This window comes from Pseudomonas sp. DG56-2 (genome assembly GCF_004803755.1).
GTDB classification, from domain to species: domain Bacteria; phylum Pseudomonadota; class Gammaproteobacteria; order Pseudomonadales; family Pseudomonadaceae; genus Aquipseudomonas; species Aquipseudomonas auratipiscis.
Genome location: NZ_CP032311.1, coordinates 392,236 through 418,713, shown reverse-complemented (window position 1 = coordinate 418,713; position 26,478 = coordinate 392,236). Strand labels below are relative to the sequence as shown.

The 26,478-nt window shown below is 59.5% G+C and carries 21 protein-coding genes; 11 read left to right on the top strand and 10 right to left on the bottom strand.

Features of this window, described 5'->3' with window-relative positions; genetic code table 11:
* Positions 1–38: 38 nt before the first annotated feature.
* The 3 genes from D3Z90_RS01880 (at position 39) to rarD (ending at position 3,929) form a co-directional block, all read left to right on the top strand.
* Complete coding sequence (locus D3Z90_RS01880; RefSeq protein ID WP_136474170.1) at positions 39–1,940, top strand: PhoX family phosphatase; 1,902 nt, start codon at positions 39–41, stop codon at positions 1,938–1,940.
* Positions 1,941–2,003: 63 nt separating this feature from the next.
* Positions 2,004–2,978: a serine/threonine protein kinase gene (locus tag D3Z90_RS01875; RefSeq protein ID WP_136474169.1), complete on the top strand. Its 975-nt coding sequence runs from the start codon at positions 2,004–2,006 to the stop codon at positions 2,976–2,978.
* A gap of 63 nt (positions 2,979–3,041) precedes the next feature.
* Complete coding sequence (rarD, locus tag D3Z90_RS01870) at positions 3,042–3,929, top strand: EamA family transporter RarD (protein ID WP_136474168.1); 888 nt, start codon at positions 3,042–3,044, stop codon at positions 3,927–3,929.
* Positions 3,930–4,140: 211 nt separating this feature from the next.
* Here rarD and D3Z90_RS01865 read toward each other — a convergent pair whose 3' ends face one another.
* Positions 4,141–4,659: a glycine cleavage system protein R gene (locus D3Z90_RS01865; protein ID WP_136474167.1), complete on the bottom strand. Its 519-nt coding sequence runs from the start codon at positions 4,657–4,659 to the stop codon at positions 4,141–4,143.
* A gap of 438 nt (positions 4,660–5,097) precedes the next feature.
* Between D3Z90_RS01865 and D3Z90_RS01860 the strand changes: the two genes are divergently transcribed.
* Positions 5,098–7,275, top strand: a complete 2,178-nt coding sequence (locus D3Z90_RS01860; RefSeq protein ID WP_136474166.1) for a malate synthase G — start codon at positions 5,098–5,100, stop codon at positions 7,273–7,275.
* Between the two features lie 65 nt (positions 7,276–7,340).
* On the opposite strand, the gene D3Z90_RS01855 is transcribed toward D3Z90_RS01860, so the two are convergent.
* Positions 7,341–7,784, bottom strand: coding sequence for a response regulator (locus D3Z90_RS01855; RefSeq protein WP_136474165.1), 444 nt, complete (start codon positions 7,782–7,784; stop codon positions 7,341–7,343).
* Between the two features lie 236 nt (positions 7,785–8,020).
* On the opposite strand from D3Z90_RS01855, the gene D3Z90_RS01850 reads away from it, so the two are divergent.
* From D3Z90_RS01850 to D3Z90_RS01820, 7 genes are all read left to right on the top strand, one after another.
* Positions 8,021–9,958 carry a DUF294 nucleotidyltransferase-like domain-containing protein gene (locus tag D3Z90_RS01850; RefSeq protein ID WP_136474164.1) on the top strand — a complete coding sequence of 646 codons (1,938 nt, stop codon included), beginning with the start codon at positions 8,021–8,023 and terminating at the stop codon, positions 9,956–9,958.
* Positions 9,955–10,659, top strand: coding sequence for a PolC-type DNA polymerase III (locus D3Z90_RS01845; RefSeq protein ID WP_136474163.1), 705 nt, complete (start codon positions 9,955–9,957; stop codon positions 10,657–10,659). Before D3Z90_RS01850 ends, D3Z90_RS01845 begins: the two co-directional genes overlap by 4 nt.
* Before the next feature lie 95 nt (positions 10,660–10,754).
* Positions 10,755–11,273, top strand: a complete 519-nt coding sequence (locus D3Z90_RS01840; RefSeq protein ID WP_136474162.1) for an RNA polymerase sigma factor — start codon at positions 10,755–10,757, stop codon at positions 11,271–11,273.
* The gene (locus D3Z90_RS01835; protein WP_136474161.1) at positions 11,270–12,235 is read left to right on the top strand and encodes a FecR family protein; all 966 of its coding nucleotides are present in this window, start codon (positions 11,270–11,272) and stop codon (positions 12,233–12,235) included. Before D3Z90_RS01840 ends, D3Z90_RS01835 begins: the two co-directional genes overlap by 4 nt.
* Positions 12,236–12,387: 152 nt before the next feature.
* A complete protein-coding gene (locus D3Z90_RS01830; RefSeq protein WP_136474160.1) occupies positions 12,388–14,811 on the top strand; it encodes a TonB-dependent siderophore receptor in 2,424 nt (807 codons plus the stop codon).
* A gap of 67 nt (positions 14,812–14,878) precedes the next feature.
* Entirely contained in the window at positions 14,879–16,012 is a 1,134-nt protein-coding gene (locus D3Z90_RS01825; RefSeq protein WP_136474159.1) for a PepSY domain-containing protein, read from the top strand.
* Complete coding sequence (locus D3Z90_RS01820; protein WP_136474158.1) at positions 16,009–16,191, top strand: hypothetical protein; 183 nt, start codon at positions 16,009–16,011, stop codon at positions 16,189–16,191. Before D3Z90_RS01825 ends, D3Z90_RS01820 begins: the two co-directional genes overlap by 4 nt.
* Positions 16,192–16,250: 59 nt before the next feature.
* Here D3Z90_RS01820 and D3Z90_RS01815 read toward each other — a convergent pair whose 3' ends face one another.
* The 8 genes from D3Z90_RS01815 to glnE all read right to left on the bottom strand — a co-directional run bounded on the left by D3Z90_RS01815 (position 16,251) and on the right by glnE (position 26,305).
* Positions 16,251–17,693: a lipopolysaccharide kinase InaA family protein gene (locus D3Z90_RS01815; RefSeq protein WP_136474157.1), complete on the bottom strand. Its 1,443-nt coding sequence runs from the start codon at positions 17,691–17,693 to the stop codon at positions 16,251–16,253.
* Positions 17,693–18,445, bottom strand: a complete 753-nt coding sequence (locus D3Z90_RS01810; protein WP_136474156.1) for a lipopolysaccharide kinase InaA family protein — start codon at positions 18,443–18,445, stop codon at positions 17,693–17,695. Before D3Z90_RS01810 ends, D3Z90_RS01815 begins: the two co-directional genes overlap by 1 nt.
* Entirely contained in the window at positions 18,442–19,176 is a 735-nt protein-coding gene (locus D3Z90_RS01805) for a lipopolysaccharide kinase InaA family protein (protein WP_136474155.1), read from the bottom strand. Before D3Z90_RS01805 ends, D3Z90_RS01810 begins: the two co-directional genes overlap by 4 nt.
* Complete coding sequence (rfaP, locus tag D3Z90_RS01800) at positions 19,176–19,982, bottom strand: lipopolysaccharide core heptose(I) kinase RfaP (RefSeq protein ID WP_136474154.1); 807 nt, start codon at positions 19,980–19,982, stop codon at positions 19,176–19,178. Before rfaP ends, D3Z90_RS01805 begins: the two co-directional genes overlap by 1 nt.
* Entirely contained in the window at positions 19,979–21,103 is a 1,125-nt protein-coding gene (locus D3Z90_RS01795) for a glycosyltransferase family 4 protein (RefSeq protein WP_136474153.1), read from the bottom strand. The genes rfaP and D3Z90_RS01795 overlap by 4 nt, the downstream gene beginning before the upstream one ends.
* A complete protein-coding gene (waaC, locus tag D3Z90_RS01790; RefSeq protein WP_136474152.1) occupies positions 21,103–22,161 on the bottom strand; it encodes a lipopolysaccharide heptosyltransferase I in 1,059 nt (352 codons plus the stop codon). The genes D3Z90_RS01795 and waaC overlap by 1 nt, the downstream gene beginning before the upstream one ends.
* Positions 22,162–23,211, bottom strand: a complete 1,050-nt coding sequence (waaF, locus tag D3Z90_RS01785; RefSeq protein ID WP_136474151.1) for a lipopolysaccharide heptosyltransferase II — start codon at positions 23,209–23,211, stop codon at positions 22,162–22,164. It abuts the gene before it with no gap.
* A gap of 157 nt (positions 23,212–23,368) precedes the next feature.
* Positions 23,369–26,305 carry a bifunctional [glutamate--ammonia ligase]-adenylyl-L-tyrosine phosphorylase/[glutamate--ammonia-ligase] adenylyltransferase gene (glnE, locus tag D3Z90_RS01780; protein WP_136474150.1) on the bottom strand — a complete coding sequence of 979 codons (2,937 nt, stop codon included), beginning with the start codon at positions 26,303–26,305 and terminating at the stop codon, positions 23,369–23,371.
* Positions 26,306–26,478 lie beyond the last annotated feature (173 nt).

The following is a 26,478-nucleotide window of genomic DNA, read 5'->3' as shown; positions in this document are numbered from 1 at the left end:
CTGACTAAGGTGACTGCCAAACCCGCAGGAAGCCTGTCATGAACCTATTAGAAGAACACCAACCAACCGATCTTGAACAACTGGCGAGCTTGAGTCGGCGCCGCTTCATCGGCGCCGGCGCCCTGTGCGGCGCCGCCTTGTTCCTGGGCGGCAACCTGCTTAGCCGCAGTGTAATGGCTGCCAGCGTCAGTACCGCCAATAGCAGCCTGCTCGGCTTTACCAGCATTCCCGCCGCAACCGCCGACAGCATCAGCCTGCCCGCCGGCTACAAGGCCTCAGTGCTGATCAGTTGGGGGCAACCGCTGCACGCCAATGCCCCCGCGTTCGACGTATCCGGACAAGGCACAGCCAAGGCTCAGGAAGTGCAGTTTGGTGACAACAATGACGGTATGAGCCTATTTCCCTTCCCGGGTGATGAAAATCGCGCGTTGATGGCCATCAACAACGAATACACCAACTACCGCTACCTGTACCCACACGGCGGTCAGCCGACTTCGGCTGAAGAGGTGCACAAGGCTCAGGCGGCCGAAGGTGTATCGGTAATCGAAATCCAGCGCAGCAACGGTCAATGGCAGTTTGTCCAGGACTCGCGCTACAACCGGCGCATCCACGGCAACTCACCGATCCGAATCAGCGGCCCTGCCGCTGGCGATGCGTGGCTCAAGACCGCTGCCGACAACAGCGGCCGCAAGGCCCTCGGCACGTTCCAGAATTGCGCCAACGGCAAGACGCCCTGGGGTACCTATCTGACCTGCGAAGAAAACTTCACCGACTGCTTCGGCAGCAGCGATCTGGCACAGCAATTCGATGCCGGGCAAAAGCGCTACGGTGCTTCGGTCAGCGGCAAAGAGATCGGCTGGCACCCCCACGACCCCCGCTTCGATCTGGCGAAGAACCCCAACGAACTAAACCGCCACGGCTGGGTGGTGGAAATCGACCCGTTCGATCCTGACTCAACTCCCATCAAGCGCACGGCGCTGGGTCGCTTCAAACATGAGAATGCGGCGCTGAGTGAAACCCGTGATGGCCGGGCTGTGGTCTACATGGGCGACGATGAGCGCGGCGAGTTCATTTACAAGTTCATCAGCCGCGACCGCATCGACCATAAGACACCCAGCGCCAACCGCAGCCTGCTTGATCACGGAACGCTCTATGTTGCTCGCTTCGACGACGGCGATCAGAACGCCGACCACCCGCGCGGTAAAGGCCAGTGGCTGGAAATGACCCACGGCAAGAATGGCCTGATCGCTGCCAATGGTTTCGCCAGTCAGGCACAGGTGCTGATCCATGCCCGTCTCGCCGCCAGCCTGCTCAAAGCAACGCGCATGGACCGCCCAGAGTGGATCGTTGTCAGTCCCAAGGACGGTCAGGTGTATTGCACCCTGACCAACAACGTCAAACGTGGAGAAGAAGGCCAGCCTGCTGGGGGCCCCAACCCGCGCGAAAAAAACCTCTATGGACAGATCCTGCGCTGGAAGGAAAGCGCTGACGATCATGGCGCCATGAGTTTCGACTGGGATCTGTTCGTAGTGGCTGGCAACCCATCAGTGCATCCGGATGATGCCAAGGCTGGTTCCAGCAACATCTCCCCGCAAAACATGTTCAACAGCCCCGATGGTCTGGGTTTCGATGCCGACGGTCGCTTATGGATCCTTACCGATGGCGACTACAGCAACAGCGATGATTTTGCCGGCATGGGCAACAACCAGATGCTTTGCGCCGACCCGGTCAGCGGCGAAATCCGTCGCTTCATGGTCGGCCCGGTGGCGTGTGAGGTAACCGGCATCGCTTTCGCTGCAGATCAGCGCACTCTGTTCGTGGGTATCCAGCATCCGGGTGAAACCGGCGGATCGACCTTCCCGGAGCACTTGGCCAATGGCAAGCCGCGCTCCTCGGTCATGGCTATCCGTCGAGAGGACGGCGGAATCGTCGGGACCTGAGTCGGGCTGAGCGCTAGGATGAATGTGCGATACCATGCACGGAACCGCAGAGCAGGAACCGACATGTCCCATCCCTTCGAAACGCTCACACCCGACCTGGTGCTCGACGCCGTAGAGAGCATCGGCTTTCTCAGCGATGCTCGCGTTCTGGCGCTCAACAGCTATGAGAACCGTGTCTATCAAGTGGGTATCGAAGATGCCGAGCCGCTGATCGCCAAGTTCTATCGCCCGGACCGCTGGAGCAACGCCGCGATTCTCGAAGAACACAGCTTCACCGCTGAATTGGCAGCGTGTGAAGTACCCGTGGTTGCGCCACTTATCCACAACGGTGAAACCCTGTTCGAACACAGCGGTTTCCGCTTTACCTTGTTTCCTCGCCGCGGTGGCCGCGCCCCGGAGCCAGGTAACCTGGACCAGCTCTATCGCCTCGGCCAATTGCTCGGTCGTTTGCACGCAGTCGGCGCCACTCGCCCGTTCCAGCACCGCGAAGCGCTGGCGGTGGATAACTTCGGACACGCCTCGCTGACCACGCTGCTCGAAGGCAACTTTGTACCCAAAAGCCTATTACCAGCCTTTGAATCAGTGGCCCGGGACATGCTCAAGCGGGTAGAAAACATTTACGCCAACACCCCACACAACACCATTCGCCTGCATGGTGACTGCCACCCCGGCAACATGATGTGCCGCGATGAGGTCTTCCACATCGTCGACCTTGACGATTGCCGCATGGGGCCAGCTGTCCAGGACCTGTGGATGATGCTCGCCGGTGATCGCCACGAGCGCCTCGGGCAACTGGCCGAGTTGATGGATGGCTACAACGAATTCCATGATTTCGATCCACGCGAACTGGCCTTGATCGAGCCCCTGCGGGCCCTGCGCCTGCTGCACTACAGCGCCTGGCTTGCCCGGCGTTGGGACGATCCGGCGTTTCCGCGCAGTTTCCCCTGGTTTGGTCAGGAGCGTTATTGGGGCGATCAGATACTCGCCTTGCGCGAGCAAATGGCCGCTCTGGACGAAGAACCACTGAAATTGTTCTGAAGTGCGCCCGAGTCTGTCTACAATAGCGGTGCTTTTAGTTAGCTGCCTAAGCAAGGAATCTGCATGCACGCTGCCAACCCCCGCCGCGGTTACATTCTGGGCCTGAGTGCCTACATCATTTGGGGTTTGTTTCCCCTTTATTTCAAAGCACTACAAAGCGTTCCGGCGGTGGAAATCATTGTCCATCGCGTGCTCTGGTCAGCCTTGTTCGGCTCCCTGCTTCTCTTGGTGTGGAAGCATCCAGGCTGGTGGCGCGAATTGCGCGAGAACCCCAAGCGCCTGGCAATCCTCGCCCTTAGCGGCTCGTTGATTGCCGGTAACTGGCTGACCTACGTCTGGTCGGTGAACAACGGGCGCATGCTCGAAGCCAGTCTGGGCTACTACATCAACCCACTGATCAACGTGCTTCTGGGCATGTTGCTCTTGGGTGAACGCCTGCGCCGCCTGCAATGGGTCGCCGTCGGCCTGGCAGCACTGGGGGTGGCTCAGCAGGTCTGGCAGGTTGGTAGCCTGCCCTGGGTTTCATTGGTGCTGGCGTTGAGCTTTGGCTTTTATGGGCTGATCCGCAAACAAGCGCCGGTCGCAGCCCTACCCGGGCTGGTGGTGGAAACCTGGATGCTGGTTCCCCTGGCAATCGGTTGGCTGCTTCTGAACCCCTTGGCAACAAGTGCCAGTCCAGACTTCTACACCAGCCGCGAAGCGCTCTGGCTGGTTGCCGCAGGCCCTGTCACGCTGATCCCGCTGGTATGTTTCAACGCTGCAGCCCGCCATCTGCCCTATACCACTCTAGGCTTCCTGCAGTACCTGGCACCGACCCTGGTTTTGCTGCAGGCGGTACTGCTTTTTGGTGAACATTTGTCGAGCAGCACACTGGTTGCCTTTATGTTCATCTGGGCAGGCCTCGCCCTCTACAGCGTCGATGCCTGGCTGAGCCTACGCCGACGCAGTTGATCAAAAATCATACAAACCTGTGCAGGCCACGCCAATCGTGGTCTGCAGCAACCTCTCCCAAGGTTATCCACACCCTCATCCCCGTGCTTTGTGCACAAGCTGCTGATTGTTGGTGGTTTTTTGCTCAACGTGCGTAGAGCTGCGGCCCGCTTGGGCTAGCGGAAGCTTCCCCCAGCTTATCCACAGGCCGGTCCCCGGCAAAACGGGATAACTATTCTTCCGGACGCAGCTTGAGTTCAACCATCAAATCGTCGGCCAGCGCTTCGAGCTTGGCTTGCAACGACTCCAACGAAAGGGTCAATGGCATCGCCAACAAAGCGTCGGCGTGAAACAGCGGCTCGCTGCTCATGGGCGCTGGTCGTACATCCGTGCTGAAGCGCTCCAGATTGACCCCCTGCTCGGCGAGCAGACGCGTTATATCCCTCACAATGCCCGGGCGGTCGTTGCCGACCAGTTCCATGGCGATCGGTTTCCAGGTGCATGAGGGTTCGATACCGCTCTCGGCGATCAACACGCGAATGTCGTACTTGCTTAATGCCTTTAGAGCGCCGACCAACTCGTCATAGGATTCGGCCGGCACCGCCACACGCAGGATGCCGGCGAACTGACCGGCCATTCGCGACATCCGGCTCTCCAGCCAGTTACCGTTGTGCTCGGCAATGCATTCGGCAATGCGTTCTACCTGGCCTGCCTTGTCCGGGGCGATTACTGTCAAAACGAGATGATCCACGCGCCATTCCTCTGCTGATTGCCTTGAAACGCCCAAAAACTCAGGGCGCGCAGAAAGTATAGGCAAGCCGCGGCAACCTGCCGCAGCAGCTTTTTCAAAGCAATCGTGTACTGTTTCAAGATTTATCTGGAACAATCCGTCACTTTTTTGAGAACATACTGTCTCCCGGCGTGAATTTCTGCGACTTATTGGTCGCGGAACGACGTATTTAGTCTGATTTTCACAACTGCGGCGCATCATGTAGTATGCCGCTGCGTGGACTACAAAACGTTCAAACCGATGTCTGCCAAGGCGCCTGCGAAAATACGCAACCGCCCGCCAGCCTGTCTGGCAGGCCGCACCCAGCCGCCCAAAGGGCAAGTCCTGGTGCCGTATTTAGAGAAGCGCGAAAGGCTTAAATAGAAGAGCAATAGCTGAGCAGAGAGAGTGAGGCAAGCAATGACTGAACACGTTCAAGTCGGTGGCCTTCAGGTCGCCAAAGTCCTGTTCGACTTCGTGAACAACGAAGCCATTCCTGGAACCGGCGTCAACGCCGAGCAGTTCTGGGTGGGGGCAGAAAAGATCATCAACGACCTCGCTCCAAAGAACAAAGCACTGCTGGCCAAACGTGACGCACTGCAGGCACAGATCGATGCCTGGCACCAGGCGCGTCAAGGCCAGGCTCACGATGCCGTGGCTTACAAAGCCTTCCTCCAGGACATCGGTTACCTGCTGCCAGAAGCAGCGGACTTCCAGGCTTCGACCCAGAACGTCGACGACGAAATTGCCCGCATGGCCGGTCCACAACTGGTTGTGCCAGTGATGAATGCGCGCTTTGCCCTGAACGCTTCCAACGCCCGCTGGGGCTCGCTGTACGATGCTCTGTACGGCACCGATGCCATCAGCGAAGCTGGCGGTGCGGAAAAAGGTAAAGGCTACAACAAGGTTCGCGGTGACAAGGTTATCGCCTTCGCCCGTGCCTTCCTCGATGAGTCCGCACCACTGACTGCCGGCTCGCATGTCGATTCCACTGCTTACCGCATCGAAGGCGGCAAACTGATCGTCGCCCTCAAAGGCGGCAGCAACAGCGGCCTGCGCGATGACGCACAACTGATCGGTTTCCTCGGCGACGCTTCGGCGCCAACCTCCATTCTGCTCAAGCACAATGGCCTGCACTTCGAAATCCAGTTCGATGCCAGCACTCCGGTCGGCCAGACCGACGCTGCCGGGATCAAGGACGTGCTGATGGAAGCCGCCCTGACCACCATCATGGACTGCGAAGACTCGGTTGCCGCTGTCGATGCCGACGACAAGGTAGTGATCTACCGCAACTGGCTCGGCCTGATGAAGGGCGACCTGTCGGAAAGCGTCAGCAAAGGCGGTCAGACCTTCACCCGGACCATGAACCCGGACCGCGAATACACCGCGCCTAACGGTGGAACGGTGACTCTGCACGGTCGCTCCCTGCTGTTCGTGCGCAACGTCGGCCACTTGATGACCATCGACGCGATCCTCGACAAAGATGGCAATGAAGTGCCAGAGGGTATTCTCGACGGCCTGATCACCAACCTTGCCGCGATTCACAACATCAACGGCAACACCAGCCGCAAGAACAGCCGTACCGGCTCGGTCTACATCGTTAAACCGAAGATGCATGGCCCGGAAGAAGCGGCGTTCACCAACGAGCTGTTCGGTCGTATCGAAGACGTTCTGGGTATGAAGCGTAATACCCTGAAGGTCGGCATCATGGATGAGGAGCGCCGTACCACGGTCAACCTCAAGGCCTGTATCAAAGCCGCCAGCGAGCGTGTGGTGTTCATCAACACCGGCTTCCTCGACCGCACCGGTGATGAAATCCACACCTCCATGGAAGCTGGCGCTGTCGTGCGCAAGGGCGCCATGAAAACCCAGAAGTGGATTGGCGCCTACGAGAACTCCAACGTCGATATCGGCCTGGCTACCGGTCTGCAAGGCCGCGCCCAGATCGGTAAAGGCATGTGGGCCATGCCTGATCTGATGGCCGATATGCTCGAGCAGAAAATCGCTCACCCGCTGGCAGGTGCCAACACCGCTTGGGTTCCGTCGCCGACTGCCGCAGCACTGCATGCGCTGCACTATCACAAGGTCGACGTATTCGCTCGCCAGGCCGAGCTGGCCAAGCGTACGCCTGCGTCGGTGGACGACATTCTGACCATCCCGCTGGCAACAGACACCAATTGGTCCGAAGAAGAAATCCGCAACGAGCTGGACAACAACGCCCAGGGCATCCTTGGCTACGTTGTGCGCTGGATCGACCAGGGTGTCGGCTGTTCGAAAGTGCCGGACATCAATGACGTCGGCCTGATGGAAGACCGCGCGACCCTGCGCATTTCCGCCCAGCTCCTGGCCAACTGGCTGCGTCATGGCATTGTCAACGAGGCTCAGGTGCTGGAAAGCCTCAAGCGCATGGCTCCGGTGGTCGACAAGCAGAACGCCAACGACCCGCTGTACCGTCCGCTGGCACCAAACTTCGACGACAATATCGCCTTCCAGGCGGCCGTCGAACTGGTGGTAGAAGGCACCAAGCAGCCGAACGGCTACACCGAGCCAGTCCTGCACCGTCGTCGTCGTGAGTTCAAGGCCAAGAACGGTCTGTAATCACGTCGCCTTATCGAGGAACAAGCCCGCTCCCACTGTGGAGCGGGCTTGTTCCTCGATTCGCTTCAACTAATCCCCAGTTCCTTACGCACCAGTTCCACCAGTTTGTCCAAATCAATCGGCTTGAGCAGAAAGTCGACGACACTCAAATGCATCGCCGCAATGGCATCGGGAACATCGGCATCACCGGAGACGATGATGATCGGCAGGGCCGCCTTTTCCGATTCGCGAATCTGGCGGATCAACTCCAGGCCATCGAGCGGCTGCATGCGCAAATCTGTAATCAACAAACCAATCCCGCGTTCACCCTTTAGGTACGCCAGCGCCCGCTCGGCATTTTCCGCTGTCACGCACTTGATTCCCTGGGCTTTGAGGTAACTGGCCAGCGCCTCACGAGCCAGCTCGTTGTCATCGACGATCAACACTTTCTGCGGGGCAGCCTTCGGCGCGGTAATCGTTGCCAGCGCTTCGCGCTCGGCATCACTCAGGATGTCGTCTTGGTCGGGCATAGCTCTCTCATCATCGATGACGCGGAAAAATCTCCCTTGAATCAAGTTCAGACCCCTTTTGATCGCCTTGCAACCCGCCTTTCGTCGGCATTTTGACAACCGTCGTGTTTCTCACCCTGCCCGTCGCATTGTTTAGACTTACGTCCAATGGGCACCGGGGACACTGCAACCGACCATGAAGGTCGAAAACAACAAGGTCGATGTATACAGCTCGACATAAATTTGCGGTAACGCTCATGAGCAAAATGGACGCCTTCACCCAGGCAGGAAAGACTGCAGTCATGCAGAACATCCAGGGGACCCTGCAGTTTTTGCAACGCTTTCCTCCTTTCAATCAGATGGAAAACGCTCACCTGGCGTTTCTCGTCGAACAGTGCCAACTGCGTTTCTATGCAGCCAATGACAGCATCATCACCCCCAATGACGGGCCGGTAGAGCACTTCTACATCGTCAAGCAGGGTCGAGTTATCGGCGAGCGCCAACATGAAACGCGCCCTGGTACTGAAACCACATTCGAGATCACCACTGGCGAGTGCTTTCCCCTCGCCGCGTTGCTTGGCGAACGTGCCACCCGCACTGAGCACCTGGCCGGCGAAGACACCTTTTGCCTGCAACTGAACAAAGCGGCATTCATTCGCCTGTTCGCGCTTTCCGAGGTTTTTCGCGACTTCGCCCTGCGTGGCGTCAGCAGCCTGCTCGATCAGGTCAACCAGCAGGTCCAGCGCCGTGCCGTGGAAACCCTCGGTACTCAGTACTCGCTCAACACCCGCCTCGGTGAGTTGGCCATGCGCCACCCGGTAACCTGCGAATCGAAAACACCCGTGCGCGAAGCCGTGGCACTGATGCATGAACAACAGGTCGGCAGCATTGTGATCGTCGACGGGCAGCGCTTCCCCGTCGGCATTTTCACCCTGCGCGACTTGCGCCAGGTGGTCGCCGATGCCAGCGCTGATGTCTCGGGTCCCATCGGCGAACACATGACCGCCGACCCGTTCTACCTGAGCCCGCAGGCCAGCGCTTTTGACGCCGCCATTGCCATGACCGAACGCCACATTGCGCATGTGTGCCTGGTCGAGGACCGACGCCTTTGCGGCGTGGTGTCGGAGCGCGATCTGTTCTCTCTGCAGCGTGTTGACCTGGTGCACCTGGCCCGCACCATTCGTCATGCCGCGCGAATCGAGAACCTGGTGTCGTTGCGTGGGGAAATCGGACAACTGGTCGAGCGCATGCTCGCCCACGGCGCCTCTTCGACGCAGATCACACAGATCATCACGTTGCTCAACGACCACACCGTATGCCGGGTGATCGAACTCGCGATACAGGACAAGGGCGATCCCGGCGTACCTTTCAGTTGGCTGTGTTTTGGCAGTGAGGGTCGGCGCGAGCAAACCCTGCACACCGACCAGGACAACGGAATTCTTTTTGAAGCCCGCGATGCAGCCCAGGCTGCGGAAATTCGCGGTCGCCTGCTGCCACTGGCCCAGTACATCAATCAGGGCCTGGCTCAATGCGGTTTTACCCTGTGCAAGGGCAACATCATGGCCGGCAATCCCGAGCTCTGCCTGTCGCGCTCGGAATGGGCACGCCGATTTGCCGCATTCATTCGCGAGGCCACGCCGGAAAATCTCCTGGCCTCCAGCATCTATTTTGACCTGCGAGTGGTCTGGGGCAATGAAAGCGCCTGCGAACAGCTACGCCAGAGCATTCTCGAGCAAGTAGCCGACAACCGTCTGTTCCAACGCATGATGGCTGGCAACGCCTTGCGCCAGCGTCCGCCCGTAGGCCGCTTCCGTGAATTCGTACTGACCCGCCAGGGCAGCGATAAAGCCGCCACGCTCGACCTCAAGGTTCAGGGGCTGACCCCCTTTGTCGACGGCGCCCGTCTTCTGGCATTGGCCAATGGCATCAGCGCCAACAATACCCTGGAACGCCTGCGCGAACTGGTGAGCCGTGAAGTGATCGACCCACTCGACGGAGCCGCGTATGAAGAGGCCTACCACTTCATCCAGCAAACCCGCATGCAGCAGCATCAGTTGCAAAGCCGGCAGAACCTGCCCTACTCCAACCGCGTTGACCCGGACAGCCTCAATCATCTGGACCGGCGTATCCTGCGCGAATCATTGCGCCAGGCGCAGCGACTGCAGAGCAGCCTGGCATTGAGGTATCAGTTGTGAGTCTTTTTGCCTGGCTACGCCCTCGACAAATCGATGAGCACATCTGCCAGCGCGTCGCCCAGCTGGCACCTGCGGCCGTGCTCGGTGACAACACCTTGCGCTCTCAGCGCTGGGTCGTGCTCGATCTGGAAACCAGCGGCCTGAACACCCAACGTGACCAGGTGCTTTCGATTGGCGCTGTGGTCATCGAAGATGGCGCGATAGACTTCAGTCAGCAGTTCGAGCGCACACTCTATCAACGCGATCACAAGCTGACTTCCAGCGTGCTCATCCATGGCCTGGGCCCTAGCGCTATTGCAGCAGGCTGTGATCCGGCCGAGGCGCTGCTCGACCTGATGGCTTTTATTGGTGACAGCCCCATACTGGCTTTTCATGCCCCTTTTGATCAGCGCATGCTTGCACGAGCCCTGAAAGACCACCTCGGTTATCGCCTGCAGCACCCGTTCTTCGACGTCGCTGAACTGGCCCCGCTGCTGAACCCGCAACTTACCTTGCGCGAAGCCGGGCTGGACGACTGGACAGCCTGCTTCGGCCTCGAAGCGGTAGAACGCCATAACGCCAGTGCCGATGCCATGGTAACGGCCGAACTGGCCCTGATTTTATTCAGCCAAGCCCGGCGCCAGCAGTTGGACAGCCCGGCTCAGCTCGACCAACAATTGCAACGTTGGCGGCGCCGACGTCAACAAAGTCACGGCTTTTAACATCATCCGATGAGCGTCAATTGCGTTTCACAAGAAGATCCTGTAACAATCGCGAATAATTCTCGTTAGTTAACACATCTTTTTCGGGGAACGCCTTGTCGTCCGCACAAAGCCCACACAGTGAGCTGGTCGGTACGCTCTACCGCGACCATCGCAGTTGGCTACTCGGCTGGCTACGGCGTAATATCGCCTGCGCCGACCGTGCCGAGGACCTCAGCCAGGACACCTTCGTGCGCCTGCTGGGTCGCGATCAATTGTCGGCGCCGCGTGAACCTCGAGCCTTTATCCTGGCGATTGCCAAAGGTCTGTTGTTCGATCATTTTCGCCGCGCGGCACTGGAGCAGGCCTATCTGGCCGAGCTGATGCTGATCCCCGAAGCCGAACAACCTTCCCCGGAAGAACAACATCTGATTCTTGAAGACCTCAAAGCCATTGATCGCCTGCTGGGAAAACTGTCGAGCAAAGCGCGAGCGGCTTTCCTCTACAACCGCCTCGACGGCCTGAATCATTCGCAAATTGCCGAACGCCTGGGTGTGTCCGTCTCCCGCGTGCGCCAGTACCTGGCCCAAGGCATGCGTCAGTGCTACGTAGCGCTGTACGGCGAGCCGACATGAACAGCAAGCCGGTCAGCGCCACGGTACTGGACGCCGCGATTGCCTGGCAGCTGTGCCTGGATTCGGGCAGTGGCAGCCGCGACGAACGCGCGGAGTTCGCCTTGTGGCTGGCCTCCAGCGAAGAACACCAGCGGGCATGGATGCAATTGGGCATGCTTGACCAGCGCTTCAGCGCCGCAGCCGGGCCTGCGCGCCAGGCGTTACTGCAATCACGCGCCGGATTGCGCCAACGAGTGCGCAAATTGGGTGGTGGCCTGGCCAGCCTGGTGGTGGCGGTTGGCTTTTTGAGTTGGGTCAGCAGTTATCAATCGCTGGGCTACTGGCTGGCAGATCAACGTACAGCCACCGGCGAGCAACGCAGCATGCGCCTCACCGACGGCACCTTGATCAGCCTGAATACCCATTCGGCGGTGGATATTCGCTTTGATGAAAAAGAACGCCTGATCGTCCTTCACGAAGGTGAGATCTCCGTCGAGACCGGCCACAAGGACGATCGTCCTTTCATCGTCGCCACCGAAGACGGGCGCATGCGAGCCCTGGGTACGCGCTTTCTGGTCAAACTCGAAGACCAGGGAACACGCTTGAGCGTATTGCAATCAGCCGTGGCCGCCAGGCCACAGGACAGCGGCAACGAGCAAATCCTGCACGAAGGTCAGCAAGTGCTGATGAGCCATGACCAGCTCAGCCAGATCGATGGCCTGAGTATGGGCGCCGACGCTTGGACCCGCGGCATGCTGGTGGTTGACAACGTACGCCTGGGCGATCTGGTCGAAGAACTTGCCCGATACCGCAGTGGCTACCTGGGCGTGGCACCGGAGGTAGCCAACCTGCGTATCACCGGCAGCTTCCCGCTGAACAATATCGACCTGGCCCTGACTTCATTGCTGCCGACCCTGCCCGTGCAGATCGAACAGCACACCCCTTGGTGGGTGACGGTGGCAGCGAAGCCCGACACCCCTTAGACAATCCCGTGAAAGCCGGCTTGCCGGCGAAAAGCCTCGCCTGCAGCGCTGTTTGAAATATTAATCTAAATTATTTTCACTAAGCCCTATCACTTTTCCAATCTCACTCGGCAAGGAAGCTAGTTAGCACTTATTCGTCGAGGAGTTGCTGCATGTCCCGCGTTTTCGATACCTTCCTGCGCCCTAGCCTGCTGGCGTTGGCCATTGCCCTGTCCGCTCCGGTGGTGAGCACTTCGCTGGTTGCTGCCGAGCAATCCAGTCAGCGCGCCTACAACCTGCCAGCAGCCCCGCTGTCGAGCACCCTGAACCAGATCGCAAGCCAGGCCGGCATTGCCCTGTCGATGGACCCGGGACTGACCAACGGTCGCACCTCTGCCCCGGTCAACGGTCAATACAACGGCGTCGGCGCATTGCAGGCCGCGCTGCGTGGCACGGGTTTGCAACTGCAGCAAAGCAGTGCGGGCACCTACAGCCTCGTCGCGGCGCCGGAAGGTGTCATGGCCTTGCCGGAGACCAGTATCAATGCCACGGGTGATCTGGAAAGCGCATGGGGGCCGGTAGAAGGTTACGTTGCAACTCGCACAGCCGCGGGCACCAAGACTGATACAGCGCTTGTCGAAGCACCTCGCTCAATTTCTGTCGCCACCCGGGAGCAGATGAGCGACCGCGGCGTGCAAAATCTCGATGACGCCGTTCGCTACATGCCCGGCATCGTTGCCAGCAGTTTCGGTAGCGACACCCGCGCCGATTGGCTGCGTGTACGCGGTTTCGAACCCACCCAGTTTCTTGATGGCCTTCCGTTACCAAAAGGCGTGTATGCCAACCCCAAGCAGGAAACCTGGAATCTCGATCGCCTCGCCCTGCTGCGCGGTCCGGCATCGTCGGTATACGGCCAGACTCCACCGGGTGGCATGCTGGACATGGTCAGCCGCCGCCCCAGCGAAGAGTCGAGCAATGAAATCGAAGTCCAGTACGGCAGCGACAACCATCGTCAAATTAACTTCGCCAGTACCGGGAAGATCGACGAGGAAGGGCAATTCCTTTATGGCCTCAGTGGTGTGGTACGCGACAGCGGTACTCAAATCGATCATGTCGATAACAAACGCTACAACATTGCGCCCAGTCTGACCTGGAACATCGACACCGATACTAAACTGACCCTGCTCTCACAGTTCACTCGTGACGATACTGGTATTACCAGTCAGTTCCATCCTCTGCAGGGCACAAAGCTCGACTCACCTTTCGGTGATATTTCCCACCACAAAAATCTCGGCGACCCTGACTGGGAATACTACGACCGCACCTACTACGCACTGGGTTATGCCTTTGAACATCGGTTGAACGATGTCTGGCAGTTCCGCCAGAACCTGCGGTACACCAAATCGGAATTGTCATTCCAAGCCGTTACTGTCGGCTCCTATCCTTTCAGCCAAGTGAATGATCAGGGCAACATTGCTCGTTCTACCACCAGCACTGACGAAGACATCAGCCAATTTGCAGTAGACAACAACCTGCAGGCTAACTTCGACACCGGTGCTATCAGCCATACCCTGCTGATCGGGCTTGATCACCAACGTTCCGATACCACTTACACATCGATCTTCGGCTCGGCCCCGCCAATCAACGTCAATAACCCGATTTATGGCCAGCCAATCGTCCGCCCTCCGCGCTCGGATGCCTTCTACGACTACAACCAAAAGACCGTCCAGACCGGCCTGTATGTACAGGATCAGATGGCCCTCGAACAATGGCGCCTGACCCTCGGCGGTCGTGAGGATTGGGTCCATACGGGCACTACCTACTACAACAAGAAAGATGTAACCAACACCGAGCGCAGCAAAAATTTCAGCGGCAATGCGGCGATCAGTTACGTTTTCGACTCGGGCTTCGTACCGTATCTGTCCTACGCGGAGTCCTTCCAGACCGCTACCAATGCCAGCGCGTCCCCAGACCAATCCTTCAAACCGACCGAAGGCAAGCAATGGGAACTGGGTATCAAGTATCAACCGCCGGGCTCCAATACCCTGTTGAGTGCTGCGATCTATGACCTCACTCAGAAAAATGTTGCGGTCACCACCACGGTCGGCAATGTCCCTGTGTCCAGCCAGACCGGCGAAGTGAAAGTAAAGGGGCTCGAGCTGGAAGCGGTTTCCGATCTGACCGAGAACCTTAAGCTCATCGCCGCATACACCTTGGCCAAGTCCGAGGTGCAAAAGGGGGATTACAAAGGTAACCGCCTACAACTTATGCCGAACCAACAGGCATCGCTTTGGGCCGATTACACTTGGCACAGTGGAGTACTGGACGGTTTCGGTATCGGTGGTGGCGCACGCTACACCGGTAATACGTATGGCGACCAGGGCAACACTTGGCTTGGCAAAGCCGATGCAGTAACAGTTTTTGACGCATCCGTTCACTATGACTTGGGCCGCCTGGACAACAGCTTGAAAGGCGCGTCCATCAAGCTGAACGCCACCAACCTGTTCGACAAAGACTATATCTCCACTTGTGATAGCTTCTATTGCTACTACGGCGATCAGCGCAGCGTGGTCGCCAGCGCCTCCTATCAATGGTAATTGGCGGAGTTAGCCGCGTTGCAAGCCGCCCCACAGGGCGGTTTTGGCTTGTTCTGAAGGCTGTAGCATGAAAAGTAAAACCATACGCCGCTGGTCCTTTGTCCACACCTGGACCAGCCTGATCTGCACGCTGTTCCTGCTGATGCTGGCAGTGACCGGTTTGCCGCTGATCTTTCACCATGAGATCGACCACCTGCTGGGCGATGCACCGCAGTTGCAAGAAATGCCGGCCGACACGCCAAAACTCGACCTGCAACAACTGGTGCTCAAAGCCCAGGCTCACCGTCCGGGTGAGGTCATGCAGTACTTTGGCTGGGACGAGGATGACCGCAACGGTGTGATAGCGATCATGGCGGCCACCGCCGGTACCGAGCCGAATTCCTCGCATACCTTCATGCTCGACGCCCGCACCGGCGATGCCGTGGAAATGCCCTCGGCCAACGGCGGTTTCATGATGACCATGCTGCGCCTGCATGTGGATATGTTTGCCGGCTTGCCCGGCAAACTGCTGCTGGCGTTCATGGGCTTGCTGTTTGTGGTGGCGATCATCTCTGGTGTGGTGCTCTACGCACCGTTCATGCGCCGCTTGAAGTTCGCCACCGTGCGCCATGAAAAATCGCGTCGGCTGCGCTGGCTCGACCTGCACAACCTGATCGGCATCGTCACCGTGACCTGGGCTTTGGTGGTTGGCGTTACCGGGGTGATCAGCGCCCTCTCGGACCTGGTCATCGCAGCCTGGCGCAACGATAGCTTGAGCGCCATGGTGGCGCCGTACCGTGATGCGCCACCGCTCACCGAGCTGGCGCCGGTCAGCCGCGTACTGGACATTGCCAGCGAAGCAGCTCCCGCAATGGTGCCTGACTTTATCGCCTTTCCAGGCACGCGGTTTTCCAGCGAGCATCATTACGCGGTGTTCATGAAAGGCGGTACGCACCTGACAGCACATCTGCTGACACCGGTACTGATCGACGCCTCGACGCTGGACGTCACGGCAATCGGCGATCGCCCCTGGTACATGGATGCAATGGGACTGTCACAGCCACTGCATTTCGGTGACTACGGCGGACGACCGATGCAGATTCTCTGGGCAGTGCTGGATGTGCTGACCATCATTGTATTGGGCAGCGGCGTGTATCTTTGGGTGGTGCGTCGACGCGCCGCCAAGCCAGTCGTTGCAGCGCAAGCGGAGACCGTGCAATGAAACGCAAATCTTCGGGTCTTGCCGCTGTTTTCGGCATGCCGACATTGATTGCCCTACTTGGCTCGCTGGGGCTGTTCGCCGCTTTGTTGGGTGACGGCTGGTGGGATGCGCTGGCCTGGGTCGGTCTGGGCTTGCCAGCCTGGTACGGCTTGCGCGGTTTTTGGCCCGTCGCCAAGTGAGCTTCGCCGGCAAGCACGCTCCGACGCGTAGGAGCGGCTTGCCCGGCGGTGACGCTACGTCAGTTAGCCAGATTCGGCAAACACTCATCCAGCCGCTTGTACAATGCGCTGCCACTTGGCCAGTTACGCAACAACCGCGCCCGATCACGGGCAAAGGCTGGGGCGAAGCTGAGCTGGGTGACGTGTTGGCACATCGCATCCAGGTCGATCAATGACCACTGGCCGTTCTGCCAGAACAGGTTGTGCCCCTTCATATCGCCGTGGCTTATGCGCTCATGAATCAGTTGCTTCAACAATGCCTGCAAGGCCTGGAGCTGCGCTTCAGGCACCTCGCCGCTGTCGACATACGGGGCGAAGCATTCGATCAGGTCCGGCCCATCGGCGTATTCGGTCACCAGGTAGGCGCGGCTGCGCAAGCCCATCACCCGTTGTTCCAGCACCGCTAGTGGCCGTGGCGTGGCAATGCCGAGAAACTCCAGACGATGCCCTTCGATCCAAGAATGCCAGGCGCGACTTGGACGCCAGAAACGCTTGAGCCAGTGTGCCGTGTTCTTGATGTTGTAGCGTTTGAGGACCAGCGACCGACCGTTCACGTCGATACGCGCGACACTGGCGGCACCTCCGGTCTTGTACATATGGCCTTGGTCGATCAGCGTGTCGGCCTGCTCCAGCACTGGTAGCAGGGCGGCCACTTCATCGCGGCGAATCGAACGCAGGCCAGAAGGGCCGCGCTCGACACTGAACAACGTGCATTCGCGCCCAGCCTTTTCCAGGTAATCCTTCAGGCGCCAGCTGCGCACCTTGTCGATCTGCTTCTGCAAGGCTTCCAGTGGCAAGGCATGCTCGGCATTGGTCAGCAGGTAATGCACCAGCAACTCTTCGATGAAAGGCTCCAGGCGCTTGGGCAATTGGGCAAAAAACACCCCAAGGTTTTGCAACACTTGTGGGCGCGACAATGGCTTACCCGGCGTTTCTGCCTTGATTCCGGCACCGTCGATCAGGTACAGCTTGCCGCCTTGACGCAACAGGTTGTCCAAATGCAGGTCTTCTTGCCACAGCCCTTTGGCGTGCATCTCAGCCACCGCGGCCAGGGCTTCGCCGAGCACCAATTGTTGCTCATCGGCCAGCGGCGGCAGGGCTTCGACCGCTGCCCAGGCATCGGCGAGGCTCTGCGCACCTTCCAGGAACTCGAATAGCAACCACCCGCCTTCGCCCTCGCGCAGACCGTCGGCGAGTAGCAGCGGCGTAGTCAGACCCTGGGCCGCCAGCAAGCGCACCCCTTCGAGTTCACGCTGAAAATGCCGAGAGGCACTACTGCCTACCAACAACTTTGCCAGCACCGGCTTGCCACGCCAGACACCGGCCCCTACATAGCGCTGCCCTGGCAACACGCGCAGCAGTGTGAGCAACTGTAGATCAGCACTACCTGCGGCATCGGCCAGGCCAATGCTCAGGGGAAGTTCCGGATGACGCCCGGCATTCTTCAGTTCGGACAAACGCATCAGCGAGCCTCTTTCTCACGGCGACGGCGCACCAGGCGCTGCAGCCAGCTATCGACCAGCGGACTATCGGCTGGCTGATCCAGGTAACTGGCCAGCAGCAGACGAACCTCAGCCTCGCTCCAGTTCGGCGCGCGGCGCAACAGTGGCTCAAGATCCTTGAGACGGTCACGCATCCCCAGTAACAGCGGCCGGGTCTTTTCCAGATCGATCAGTTGCGCCAACCAGCCATCGCTGCGTTCACGCAGGAAAATGTGTTTGGGATAGAAGCAGCCATGCACCTGGCCGGCACTGTGCAGCGTCCGCGCCAGCTGCCCACAGGCCCGTAGGATGCCTTGGCGCTGGCCGATGTCCAGCGTCGGCCACACCCCCAGTAGACTATCCAGGTCGCTCCACTCATCCAGTGCACGGGTAAGCAAGATCGCCCGGCGCTCGCCTTCGATCTTGCGCTCGCCGTAATAGACCGCCTGCAGGGCCGGAATCCCGAGCTTTTGGTAGCGGCTGATATTGCGGAACTCGCGGGCAAAGGTCGGTTCGCCGAAGGGCCGGTGCAAGGTGCGGGTCAGGTAGTCGCTCTGACGCTTGAGGTAATACCCCTTGCCCTCCAGTTCCAGGCGGAAAACGCTACTCCAACCACCGCGACCGGTATTGGGTTCATCCACCGCTTCGAGCTGAAGCGCCCACAGCTGGTCAAACCCATTGAGGCCGTGGCGCTCAAGCAGTGCCAGCTCGGCATTGGCCAGAAAATCAGTCATTCCCGTCCCTCGAAAAACGTCACCACATGCCGGACACGACGCTTGTCCGCCGCGTTCAGGCGCTCCCGCCCGCGATATTGCAGATAGAAGCGCAAACGCTGGGTGGCCGACAAATGATACTTGGCCACTTTGTCCAGGCACGCCAGGTCCTTGGTGATTCGATAGCGCAGCATGAAGCCCCACCAGAAATCGCCCGTCGGGCAATCGATCAAGAACAGGCGGGCCTGGTCATCGACTAGCAGGTTGCGCCACTTCAAATCGTTATGGGTGAAGTGGTGATCATGCATGATCCGGGTGTGCCGGGCCAACTGACGACTGATATGGTCAACCCAGCCGCGATCAGCCAGGCGTGGGTCCTTGCGCTCCGCCAACGCCGAAAGGTCTTCGGTGAACGGCAACTCACGGGTGATCATCGCGCCACGGGCAAAACTCAGGCCGCTGCGCTCCAGCCCCCAGGCCACCACCTCGGCGGTCGGAATATCCCACTTGGCGAACTGCTTGAGGTTCTGCCACTCAGCCTTGATCCGCGGGCGCCCAATGTAACGGCGCAAGCCTTTGCCGGCACCGGTGTAGCGCTTGACGTAGTAGTTGACCCCGTCGCGCTCGATGCGAATTACCTCACTGAGCGGATCGTGAGTCAGGCGCTCACCCTGCAAGGCAAAGACTGCCTCGATACTGCCAAAGTCCGCCGCCAGTGCCTGATAACCAGGCGCCAGTGTCCAACTCGCCATCAGAGCGCATCCCCGTATCGTTGTTTACGCTCGTAGAGCTTCTGGGCCTTGCCTTCCAGCCAGCGCAGCAGCGCGGCTTCCTCAGCAAGGATCTGGCGCAGCGGCTGCTGGAAGTAACCACGCAGGAAGCGCAGTTTGTCACGCCGGGTAAGACCGATATCCAGCGCCGAGAAATACAACGCGGCCAGGTCTTTGTTGCGCCAGCGCCGGGAAATGGTGGCCCGAGTCTGCGCACGGTGCAAATCGATCACCGACAGTTTGAAATCATCGGCCGTCACTTCGCGATCTGTGTGCAGCAGAAAGTGACAGATGTAGCAGTCACGATGATTGACCCCGGCCCGGTGCATCATCCCGGTCATGCGTGCCACTTCGGCGATCAGTGCATGTTTGAGGCGCGGCGCAGGCGGTTGCTTGACCCAGTCGATGCTGAAGTCTTCCAGGCTGACAGTCGGCGCCAGTTCTTCGGTAACGATGAACGAGTGCTGTGCCGCCGGGTTGCTGCCACGTTCGCCATAGGCAACCGCGGTCATGGTAGGCACCCCGACCTCGTGCAAGCGCTGGACTGCCCGCCACTCCTGGCCGGCACCGAGCACCGGCAGTTTGGCGCTGAACAGATTCTTGAAGACCTCACCCCAGCCAATGCCACGGTGAATCTTGACGAAGTAGCCTCGTCCCTCGACTTCGGTGCGCAAGGTACGACGCCCTTCCAGCTCGCGGTACACCTGGCCTTGCAGGCTCTCCACAGCATCGAAGGCATCGCGCCCGGCCCAAAGGCGTTTGAACGGCTCGGCCAATATCAGTTTCATTTACGCTCCGTGGCCAGAATCACATCGGCGGCATGCTCGGGCATGCTGTAGAGGTCGGCACTGTCGGCGAACGCCAGCCCGTTACGCGCCCAGGTGGCACGGGCACTGTCATCTTCGAGCATCCGTTGCAGATACGCATTCGCCTGTTGCTGCTCGAACGGCTCATCCAGCACCAGGCCGCTATCGGCCTCGGCAATGTAATGGGCATATCCACACACAGCCGACACCAGCACCGGCAGGCCGGCAACCAGCGCTTCCAGCAACACCGTACCGGTGTTTTCGTTGTAGGCCGGGTGAATCAACAGGTCAGCGCCAAGCAGGAAGCGCGGAATATCGCTGCGCCCCTTGAGGAACTGAACCTGATCGGTCAAACCAAGGGCGGCACTTTGCAGCTGGAACACCTTGGGATCATCCTGGCCGATCACCATCAGTCGAGTACGTTTACGCAACGCCGAAGGCAAGGACGCCAGCGCCTTGAGACTGCGGTCAACACCCTTGGTCTTGAACCCCGAACCAATCTGCACCATCAGCAGTTGGTCATCCTTGAGGTCGAACTCCCGGCGAAACTCGGCACGTATTTCGGCGGCATTGGCAGGGGCGCGGCGGTCCTGGGAAATGCCCGGTGGCAGCAAGTGGAAGCGCTCCAACGGCGTGCCGTAGTGCTTGATGAATAAGGGTTGCTGGACTTCCGAGATCATCAGGACCTCGGTCTTGGCGTCCTTGGCAAACACCGCCCGCTCGTACTCGGCAAAGTGCCGGTAGCGGCCCCAACGCCGGTACATCGAGTTGCGCAGGTTCTGCGCCTTGTCTTCGAAGCAACCGTCGGCCGCGTAGTAGACGTCCAGCCCCGGCATTTTGTTGAAGCCGATCAGGCGGTCAACCGGGCGCTTGGCAAGGTCTGCCTCCATCCAGGCGGTAAGCTTTTCGTTACGCCGATGGTTGAACAGTGCCTTCACGGGTGCAACCAGCACCTCAAAGCCTTCGGGCACCTCGCCTTCCCAGATCAGCGTATAGACGCGGATCTGATGACCTCGGCGCTGGCATTCCAGGGCGATACGCATGAAATCGCGCTGCAAGCCGCCGAAGGGAAAATACTTGTACAGCACAAAAGCCAGTTGCATTAACGAACATCCTCAGCCAGCAGCAACGCGCGCAATTGGCTCGCCACACGCTCGGGATTCAGGCGAGTGAAGCACAGCGGCCACTCGCGTTTGAGATCGAACCGGCGCTGATCTTCAGCGCTCGGTTTGTAAGTACATTTTTTCTGCAGGCAAGGTGCGCAGGAAAAATCGCTGCCCAGGTGCACCTGGGACTTGCCATAAGCACCGGTCAGTCCGGGGTTGGTCGGGCCGAACAGCGACAGGGTCGGCACATCGAGCGCCGCTGCCAGGTGACCAAGGCCGGTGTCTACCGCCACACACGCTTTGGCAGCGGCCAGCACGCGGGCGACACCTACCAGGTTCAATTTGGGCAGTACCTGACAGTTGTTCAAGCCTTTGGCGATTCGCTCGGCGCGCGCCTGCTCTGCCGCGTTGCCCCACGGCAAGCGCACCTCGAGGCCTTGTTGCCCCAGGCGTTCGGCCAGTTGCCGCCAATAGGCCTCTGGCCAATGTTTGGTTGCCCAGGTCGTGCCGTGCAGGAACACCACGAACGGCGCGGCCGGGGGTAGCTGCAAGCGATCCAGGTCCAACCCATAATCGCCAAGGCCTGCAGGCAAATCGTAACCGAGAGCCAGGGCAAACAGCTGGCGCACGCGCTCTACCGCATGTTGCCCACGCTGCACCGAAAAGCGGCGGTCATAGAAGCGGCTGGACAACCCCTCACGGGCCGAATAGCGGTCCAGACCCGCCACCGGTGCCTTCACATAACGGGTTAGCCAGGCTGACTTGACCAAGCCCTGGGCATCGATCACCAGGTCATACTTGGTCTCGCGCAGACGCTGCTTGAACTGGCGCCACTCGCCATTTTTGAAGGTCTGCCAGAGGTTCTTGCGCCAACGGCGGATCGCCACCGGGATAACCTTGTCCACCGCCGGATGCCAGCTGGGAATCTCGGCAAATCCTTCCTCGACCACCCAATCGAAGCGAATACCGGGAATCGCCCGAGCCGCATCGGTCAACGCCGGCAGCGCATGAATCACATCCCCCAAAGAAGAGGTCTTGATCAGCAATACCCGCACTTAGTCGACCTCGGCCATGACATCGATCAGGCTCGGACCATTGAGGCGCTGCAAGGCAGCCTCCACCGCCTCGGGTTCGAGCTGACGCAAGCAATTGTAGTGGCCGAAACGGCAGGTACGGTCAAAGCACGGGCTGCACTCCAACCCCAGGCGCACCACTTCGACCTGATCGGCCAACGGTGGGGTAAAGCCTGGCGAGGTCGAGCCATAGACCGCAACAAGCGGGCGGTTCAGGGCTGCCGCGACATGCATGAGGCCAGAATCGTTGGATACCACGGCATCACTGCACGACAGCAGATCAATGGCTTCGGCCAGTGACGTTTCGCCGCTGAGATTGCTTGCCTCTTCACGCAGACCGGGAATCAGCCGATCGCGAATCGACTCGCCAACGGCAAAGTCATTCTTCGAACCGAACAGCCAGACCTGCCAACCCTCACGGATCCTGGCCTCGGCAACCTTGGCGTAATGCTCCGAAGGCCAGCGCTTGGCCTCGCCGAACTCGGCACCCGGGCACAGCGCCAACACCGGGCGATCCAGGCTCAGGCCGAACTTGGCGAGCGCGGCATCGCGACTGGCAGCCTCGATCTGCAGGCTTGGACGCGGGTACGGCTTGGGCAGTTCGGTACCCGGCGGATAAGCCAGCGCCATGAAGCGCTCGATCATCAGCGGATAACGCGCCTTGTCCAGCTTGCGCACATCATTGAGCAGGCCAAAACGCATTTCGCCGCGCCAGCCGGTACGCTTGGGAATACCGGCAAAAAACGGTACCAGCGCCGACTTCATCGAGTTGGGCAGCAAGATAGCCTGGTCGTACTGACCGGCCAGGGACTTGCCGATGCGCCGCCGAGTCGCCAGTTCCAGCGCACCGTGACCGAGCGGAAAGCTCAAGGCCTGGCGAACTTCAGGCATGCGTTCGAGGATCGGCCGGCTCCACTCGGGGGCCAGCACGTCGATCACACACGCCGGATGTTGCTGCTTCAGGCAATGGAACAGGGTTTGCGCCATTACCATGTCGCCCACCCAGCTGGGGCCAATGATCAAAATTCTCATGCTTTATCCAGAAACGATCAGGGAGGCTGCAGTCTGTCCGCGAACAGCCTGGCCTCCCCTCTTTATATTCAGGCTATATATCGACCAGTGTACGCCACTCGGGCTGTAGTGTGGTCCTGGCAGGCTTCCTGCCGCCTGATTCGCCTGGTTCAACAGCTCATGTCAGTCCCAGCTCGCCCCAGATCCGTCGCACTTCGCGGCGTTCCTGAACAAACTGGGTGGCATCGATCACCCCGGCCTGCTTTTGCAGCGCCTGTCGATGGGCAGCCGAGCGAAACGCCTTGTAAACCTCACGCAACAGCACCGCATCACTTGCGGGCATCAGGCCAACTTCTTCAAGGCCTTCGAGAATGCGGATGTTGTCGGTGTAGCGCAGCAGCTCCGGGTGCTCATGAGACCAGGCCAAAGCGGCGTATTGCACCATAAATTCGATATCGACGATACCTCCGGCATCCTGCTTGATATCGAAGGGCACACCGGCCTCGAAAGCATTGGCGCCGGTACCGGCAGCGCTGACCTTGGTCCCGAGGTTGTCGCGCATCTTGGCCCGCATCTCGCTGACTTCGGCTTGCAGTTTGGCCAAATCGCGCGCCTGGCCGAGCACCCGTGCGCGCACGACTTCGAAGGCCGCCCCCACTTGCGGACAACCCACCAGCACCCGCGCCCGCACCAGCGCCTGATGTTCCCAGGTCCAGGCCTCGTTCTGCTGATAGCGCTCGAAGGCGCCCAGCGAACTGACCAGCAAACCCGATGCGCCGGAAGGACGCAGACGCATGTCTACGTCATAGAGCTGGCCGGAGTTGGTCTGGGTGGTCAGCAAGTGAATGATGCGTTGACCCAGGCGGGTGAAGAACTGCGCGCTGTCGATGGGCTTGGCACCATCGGTTTCAGCCTGCGGATCGCCATCATGTATGAATACCAGATCAAGGTCCGAACCATGACCAAGCTCGATACCACCCACTTTGCCGTAGCCAATAATGATGAAACCCGGGTCACACAAGCTGCCATCACTGCGCTTGGGCTGACCATGACGCGCCACGGTCTGGCGCCAGGCCAGGGCCAGCACCTGGTTGAGAATGGCTTCGGCCAGCCAGGTGAGGTAATCACTGACTTTCATCAGCGGCAGATTGCCGGCGATCTCGGAAGCAGCCACCCGCAGGCTATGGGCCAGTTTGAAGTGCCGCAGTGCTTCCATCTGCTGCTCAAGATCGTCTTCCGGAATTCGCGTCAGGCGCTCGCGCAACTCCGCTGCCAACTCTGGTGCCAGCGGCGGGCTGAACAAACGACCTTCGTTGAGCAGTTCATCAAGCAACAACGGGAAGCGGGTGATCTGCTCGGCGATCCATGGGCTGGCGGCGCACAGGGTCAACAAGCGGCGCAACGCTCCAGGGTTCTCGGTCAACAACACCAGATAGGCCGAACGCCGAGCTACCGCCTCGACCAGCGGCAACACTCGCTCCAGCACCAGATCTGGATCGGCATGTTCAACCGCCTGGGCCAGCAAGCGTGGAATGAAAGCATCGAGGCGCTCACGCCCCAGTCGCTGCATGGCACGTAATTGTGGGCTGGAACGTAGGCCGGCAAGCTGTTTGAGCGCTTTGCCAGGATCAGCGAAGCCGGCGTCCTGCAGCTGACGGCAAGCGGCCTCTTCATTCTGAGCCTCTTCCCACAACGGCAGCCACTCACCGCCAACAATCACTTCACCCTCTTCGTTTTCATCCTCATCTGGATCGGCGATGACTTGACGGAAGTGCCAATCGATCCGCCCGCGCCAATGCATCAATTGCTCATGAAAACTCGCCCAGTCAGTAAAACCGAGCATGAAGGCGATGCGCGCGCGGTCCAGTTCATCGTCAGGCAGCATTTGTGTCTGGCGGTCGGCAATTGCCTGGATCGCATGCTCGGTGTAACGCAGAAACTCATAACCCTCGCGCAGTTCGGCAACCACCGCAGGCGGCAGGTAGCCCTGGCCCTCAAGGGTCGCCAGGACTTTGAGCAACGGGCGCTGCTGCAGACTCAGGTCTCGCCCACCGTGTATCAACTGGAAAGCCTGGGCGATGAACTCGACCTCGCGAATACCACCCGCCCCCAGCTTTATATTGTCGGCCATGCCTTTGCGCCGTACTTCCTGCTGGATAAGCTGCTTCATCGTACGCAAGGCTTCGATGGCGGAGAAATCCAGGTAACGCCGATAAACGAACGGGCGCAGCATATCCAGCAACTGCGCACCGGCAACCTGATCGCCTGCGACCACCCGCGCCTTGATCATCGCGTAGCGTTCCCAATCGCGGCCTTGGTCCTGGTAATACTGCTCCAACGCGTTGAAGCTGAGCACCAGGGCGCCAGCCGAACCATACGGCCGCAGGCGCATGTCGACCCGGAACACAAAGCCGTCGACAGTGATAGGGTCCAGGGCCTTGATCAGGCGCTGCCCCAGGCGAGTGAAGAACTCCTGGTTGTCCAGCGAACGCTTCACCCCTTCCGTTTCGCCACCTTCGGGAAAGGCGAAAATCAGATCGATATCCGATGACAGGTTCAACTCGACGGCACCGAGCTTGCCCATGCCCAGCACCACCATATGCTGTGGCAAGCCGCTGCGATGGCCCATGGGGGTACCAAACTGCTGACAATGACGTGGGTACAGCCACTGATAAGCCTGATCGATGCAAGCGTCGGCCAAGTCAGAGAGGTCGCGGCACGACTGCACCAGGTCTGCCTGGCGGTTCAGGTCCCGCCAGATAATCCGTACCTGTTGGCGACTACGTTGGCGGCGCAGATTGCGCGCCAGTTCATCTTCGCTCTCGGCGACCTGTGTAGCAGCTGCGATTTGCGCGCACAACTCACCCGGCGCAAAGCTACGATCCAGTTCACCGCTGGTGACCAGATCGAGGAGCATGGCCGGATCACGCAACACCTGTTCGAGAACAAAATCGCTGGCCGCGGTTACTCGAGTGAACTGATCCCAACGTTCGGCAGTCCAGTCATCCACAGACAACGAAGGCGTCTGCGCAACGGCTGCGCGCAAGGATTGCAGGTTGCGACTGATCAATGGTTCAAGGGTGGCTGGTACATCGACCAACAGTGGCAGGCTCATGGTCTATCCTTGATCGGCGAGTAAAGTTTGCCAGCGAGTGGACGAAAGCTGCATGACCACGGTTGGACTGTCGTACAAAAGTTAGAAATAGCTGAAAAACCTGATTCTCTGGCAGAAACCATCGCAGCAAACCTTTTCGTAACTTGTTTTTAACTACCGGTATCGTTTTATCC

Excerpts from the sequence above, each read along its gene's own strand:
- D3Z90_RS01880 (WP_136474170.1), top strand. The coding sequence starts at position 39 with ATGAACCTATTAGAAGAACACCAACCAACCGATCTTGAACAACTGGCG.
- D3Z90_RS01875 (WP_136474169.1), top strand. The coding sequence starts at position 2,004 with ATGTCCCATCCCTTCGAAACGCTCACACCCGACCTGGTGCTCGACGCC.
- rarD (WP_136474168.1), top strand. The coding sequence starts at position 3,042 with ATGCACGCTGCCAACCCCCGCCGCGGTTACATTCTGGGCCTGAGTGCC.
- D3Z90_RS01860 (WP_136474166.1), top strand. The coding sequence starts at position 5,098 with ATGACTGAACACGTTCAAGTCGGTGGCCTTCAGGTCGCCAAAGTCCTG.
- D3Z90_RS01855 (WP_136474165.1), bottom strand. The coding sequence starts at position 7,784 with ATGCCCGACCAAGACGACATCCTGAGTGATGCCGAGCGCGAAGCGCTG.
- D3Z90_RS01850 (WP_136474164.1), top strand. The coding sequence starts at position 8,021 with ATGAGCAAAATGGACGCCTTCACCCAGGCAGGAAAGACTGCAGTCATG.
- D3Z90_RS01835 (WP_136474161.1), top strand. The coding sequence starts at position 11,270 with ATGAACAGCAAGCCGGTCAGCGCCACGGTACTGGACGCCGCGATTGCC.
- D3Z90_RS01830 (WP_136474160.1), top strand. The coding sequence starts at position 12,388 with ATGTCCCGCGTTTTCGATACCTTCCTGCGCCCTAGCCTGCTGGCGTTG.
- D3Z90_RS01825 (WP_136474159.1), top strand. The coding sequence starts at position 14,879 with ATGAAAAGTAAAACCATACGCCGCTGGTCCTTTGTCCACACCTGGACC.
- D3Z90_RS01820 (WP_136474158.1), top strand. The coding sequence starts at position 16,009 with ATGAAACGCAAATCTTCGGGTCTTGCCGCTGTTTTCGGCATGCCGACA.
- D3Z90_RS01815 (WP_136474157.1), bottom strand. The coding sequence starts at position 17,693 with ATGCGTTTGTCCGAACTGAAGAATGCCGGGCGTCATCCGGAACTTCCC.
- D3Z90_RS01810 (WP_136474156.1), bottom strand. The coding sequence starts at position 18,445 with ATGACTGATTTTCTGGCCAATGCCGAGCTGGCACTGCTTGAGCGCCAC.
- D3Z90_RS01805 (WP_136474155.1), bottom strand. The coding sequence starts at position 19,176 with ATGGCGAGTTGGACACTGGCGCCTGGTTATCAGGCACTGGCGGCGGAC.
- rfaP (WP_136474154.1), bottom strand. The coding sequence starts at position 19,982 with ATGAAACTGATATTGGCCGAGCCGTTCAAACGCCTTTGGGCCGGGCGC.
- D3Z90_RS01795 (WP_136474153.1), bottom strand. The coding sequence starts at position 21,103 with ATGCAACTGGCTTTTGTGCTGTACAAGTATTTTCCCTTCGGCGGCTTG.
- waaF (WP_136474151.1), bottom strand. The coding sequence starts at position 23,211 with ATGAGAATTTTGATCATTGGCCCCAGCTGGGTGGGCGACATGGTAATG.
- glnE (WP_136474150.1), bottom strand. The coding sequence starts at position 26,305 with ATGAGCCTGCCACTGTTGGTCGATGTACCAGCCACCCTTGAACCATTG.